We start from the raw sequence: 3,942 nt of genomic DNA, 5'->3' as shown, positions 1-3,942 counted from the left end.
CGTAGCGAGCCATAGTTCAATATGTTGTTGAAAAAGACAGTTACTATAACTCAGGTGATTAAGGGACACAGCCTAGTTATTCTTGGTGCAACGGATAAATATGCACCTGCTGGCTTTGCCCCCATTGCCATCGGTCTTGCTTTAACGCTGATACATTTGATCAGTATCCCTGTAACAAATACCTCAGTTAACCCGGCACGTAGTACCGCTGTAGCCCTGTTCCAGGGAGGCTGGGCACTGAATCAATTATGGTTATTCTGGGTAATGCCAATTATTGGCGGTATCCTCGGTGGTATTCTGTATCGCACACTGCTGGAAAAACGTGATTAACTTGAATTAACCCAATACGTTATTGGGTTAATTTTATGTGCTATATTTACTTTTCTCTGCCCCCACACTAACCCTTTTTCACGTAAAAAATAGCCGGAGTTTCGGCACATAAGAAACTCCGATCTCAGTACACTTTTATCGTTATCGATAATCATTCTCCTTATTATTCCGCGCCGGTCTTTCTATTAACATTTACCTCCTAAGCGGTAGATCGGCATCGTTAAAATTGCGCTAAATCAATCTCTCTGCAAGTTGCATAAAAAACATCTTTTAAGCCCTTCGGGAGCAGCATAACCTTAAACATGCATTTTAAATATAACTTTAATCTATAAGGTGTGACTATGTTTTGTGTGCAATGTGAACAGACCATCCGTACCCCGGCTGGTGACGGCTGCGCTTATGCGCAGGGTATGTGCGGCAAAACGGCCGAAACATCGGACCTGCAGGATCTGCTGATCGCCGCGCTGCAAGGGCTGTCAGCCTGGGCCAGCAAAGCACGTGAATACGGTATTATCGTGCATGAAATCGATAATTTCGCGCCACGCGCCTTCTTCTCTACCCTTACCAACGTCAACTTCGATTCCGTACGTATCGTTGGCTACGCGCGTGAAGCGATTGCGTACCGCGAAGCGTTAAAAGCGCAGTGCCTGAGCAAAGACCCGGCAGCAACCGTCGATAACCCGATGGCAGAACTGCAGCTGATTAGCGATGATCTGGGCGATCTGCAGCGTCCGGCGGCGGCCTTCACACCGAATATCGATAAAGCGGTGATCGGTGAAAACATTCTGGGTCTGCGCCTGCTGTGCCTGTATGGTCTGAAAGGCGCCGCGGCCTATATGGAACACGCCCACGTTCTGGGCCAGTATGACAACGAGATTTATGCCCAGTACCACAACATTATGGCCTGGCTCGGCACCTGGCCTGCGGACATGAATGCCCTGCTCAACTGCTCGATGGAAATCGGCCAGATGAACTTCAAAGTGATGAGCATTCTGGATGCGGGCGAAACCACCGCCTACGGCCACCCAACTCCGACCCAGGTCAATGTGAAAGCCGTTGCCGGTAAATGCATCCTGATTTCCGGCCACGACCTGAAAGACCTGCACAACCTGCTGCAACAAACCGAAGGGACCGGCGTTAACGTCTATACCCACGGCGAAATGTTACCTGCGCACGGCTACCCGGAGCTGCGTAAATATAAGCATCTGGTCGGTAACTACGGCAGCGGCTGGCAGAACCAACAGGTGGAGTTTGCCCGCTTCCCTGGCTCTATCGTGATGACCTCCAACTGCATCATCGACCCGACCGTCGGTTCTTACGATGAGCGTATCTGGACCCGCAGCATCGTTGGCTGGCCGGGCGTGAATCACCTGGAAGGCGACGACTTCACTCGTGTTATCTCTCAGGCACAGCAACTGGGCGGTTTCCCGTACAGCGAAATTGAACATCTGATCACCGTGGGCTTTGGCCGTCAGACGCTGCTGGGTGCGGCCGATACCCTGATTGACATGGTGAGTCGCGAGAAACTGCGCCACATCTTCCTGGTCGGCGGCTGTGACGGCGCGCGCGGCGAGCGTAACTATTTCACCGATTTCGCCACCAGCGTACCGGACGACTGCCTGGTCCTGACCCTGGCCTGCGGTAAATACCGCTTTAACAAACTAGACTTCGGTAACATCGAAGTCCTGCCGCGCCTGATCGATACCGGCCAGTGTAACGACGCCTATTCCGCGATTATCCTGGCAGTGACACTTGCCAAGAAACTGGGTTGTGGCGTGAACGATCTGCCGCTCTCCCTGGTGCTGTCCTGGTTCGAACAGAAAGCGATTGTGATTCTGCTGACGCTGCTGTCGCTGGGTGTGACCAACATCGTAACCGGGCCAACCGCGCCGGGCTTCCTGACGCCAGATCTGTTGGCCGTACTGAATGAAAAATTCGGTCTGCGCGCCATCACGACCGTTGAGCAGGATTTGCAGCAGATGTTAGGCGCTTAAGGAGTAAAGAATGACGATGCCAACCCCGCAGTGCCCGTGGCGTATGCAGGTTCACCACATCCAACAGGAAACACCGGATGTCTGGACGCTGTCGCTGTTATGCCATGATTATTACCCGTACCGTGCCGGCCAGTATGCGCTGGTGAGTATTCGCAACAGCGCGGAGCAGATGCGTGCGTACACCCTCTCCTCCACGCCAGGTGTGAGCGAGTACATCACGCTGACCATCCGTCGTCTCGACGGCGGTCTGGGCTCAGAGTGGCTGACGCGAGACGTCAAACGCGGCGATTATCTGTGGCTGTCTGATGCACAGGGGGAATTTACCAGCGACAACCAGGCGAATGATAAATTGCTATTGCTGGCGGCGGGCTGTGGGGTAACACCGGTCATGTCGATGCGCCGCTGGCTGGCAAAATACCGCCCGCAGGCTGACGTGCAGGTTATTTTTAGCGTACGTTCACCACAGGATGTGATTTTTGCCGATGAGTGGAAAAACTACCCGGTCACCCTGGTGGCGGAAAACAACGCCACCGCCGGTTTCCTGGCCGGGCGTCTGACGCAAGCGATCCTGCGTGGCGTGCCCGATCTTGCCGCACGTACCGTGATGACCTGCGGACCTACGCCATTTATGGACCAGGTAGAGAAAGATGTGAAAGCGCTGGGCGTCACGCAGTTCTTTAACGAAAAGTTCTTTACCCCCGTGGCCGAAGCGGCAACCAGCGGGCTGAAATTCACCAAACTGCAGCCAACGAAAGAGTTTTACGGCCCGGTTGGTACGACGTTGCTGGAAGCATTCGAAAGTAACAAGGTGCCGGTCAATGCGGCCTGCCGTGCGGGCGTGTGCGGTTCGTGCAAAACGAAGGTGATGTCCGGTAAGTACAGCGTCACCAGCACCATGACATTAACACCGCAGGAAATTGCTGAGGGTTATGTTCTGGCCTGCTCCTGCCACCCGGAAAGCGATCTGGTTCTGGCGTAAGCGCCAGCGTCTTGATAAGCAAAAGCCCTTCCTTTTCAGTAAGGGCTTTTTTAATGCCTTAGCGCCACTCGGCCGGAGCAACGGAGTAACGACCCGCGCCCAGGAAGGCCAGAGCCACGCCTGCAACACAATAATAGACCAGGCTCTCAATCGCCCATGCGCCGGTTTTTTCCAGCTCAAAGGTCGCGCTCACGTCAGCCATCAGCCATGCAACCACCATAGTGAAAGCCAGCACCAGTGCAGACGGGCGCGTCAGAATGCCCAGAATAATCAGGATCGGGCAAACCACTTCGCCAATCAGTACGCCGTATGCGATAAAACCAGGTAATCCTTTCGCCACCAGCATGCCGGCGATACCATCAACACCGCCGATAAGCTTATGAAGCCCGTGGAATAACATCAATCCACCGACTGTCAAACGCAGAAGTAAACGACCAAAATCTTCATGTGCCAACATCTTATTAACGGAATTTAACAATGATCTAACCATCTGAAATGATTCCTATTTTTATCGAATTGATGTCAGACTATTCCTATTCATGGAATAAATAAAGCCCTAACTAATTAGATAGTGTCGTCACGAGGATAAAAATCATTGATAATAGGGCCTTCTAATCAGAAGGCCCTATTATCATGACT

General features: G+C 52.7%; 3 protein-coding genes and 1 pseudogene. 3 read left to right on the top strand and 1 reads right to left on the bottom strand.

Features of this window, described 5'->3' with window-relative positions; translation table 11 throughout:
• Positions 1 to 63 precede the first annotated feature (63 nt).
• The 3 genes and pseudogenes from ACSZPU_RS24040 to hcr all read left to right on the top strand — a co-directional run.
• Positions 64 to 330: pseudogene (locus ACSZPU_RS24040) on the top strand (aquaporin); the annotation flags it as partial.
• 341 nt (positions 331 to 671) lie between these two features.
• Entirely contained in the window at positions 672 to 2,324 is a 1,653-nt protein-coding gene (gene hcp, locus ACSZPU_RS24035) for a hydroxylamine reductase (RefSeq protein WP_499004050.1), read from the top strand.
• Positions 2,325 to 2,334: 10 nt separating this feature from the next.
• The gene (gene hcr, locus ACSZPU_RS24030; protein WP_499004048.1) at positions 2,335 to 3,303 is read left to right on the top strand and encodes an NADH oxidoreductase; all 969 of its coding nucleotides are present in this window, start codon (positions 2,335 to 2,337) and stop codon (positions 3,301 to 3,303) included.
• 58 nt (positions 3,304 to 3,361) lie between these two features.
• Here hcr and ACSZPU_RS24025 read toward each other — a convergent pair whose 3' ends face one another.
• A complete protein-coding gene (locus ACSZPU_RS24025) occupies positions 3,362 to 3,793 on the bottom strand; it encodes a DoxX family protein (protein ID WP_499004047.1) in 432 nt (143 codons plus the stop codon).
• Between the last annotated feature and the right edge of the window lie 149 nt (positions 3,794 to 3,942).

It is taken from the genome of Phytobacter sp. V69 (assembly GCF_965644215.1).
Lineage (GTDB): Bacteria > Pseudomonadota > Gammaproteobacteria > Enterobacterales > Enterobacteriaceae > Phytobacter.
This window is presented reverse-complemented; position numbering and strand designations above follow the sequence as displayed.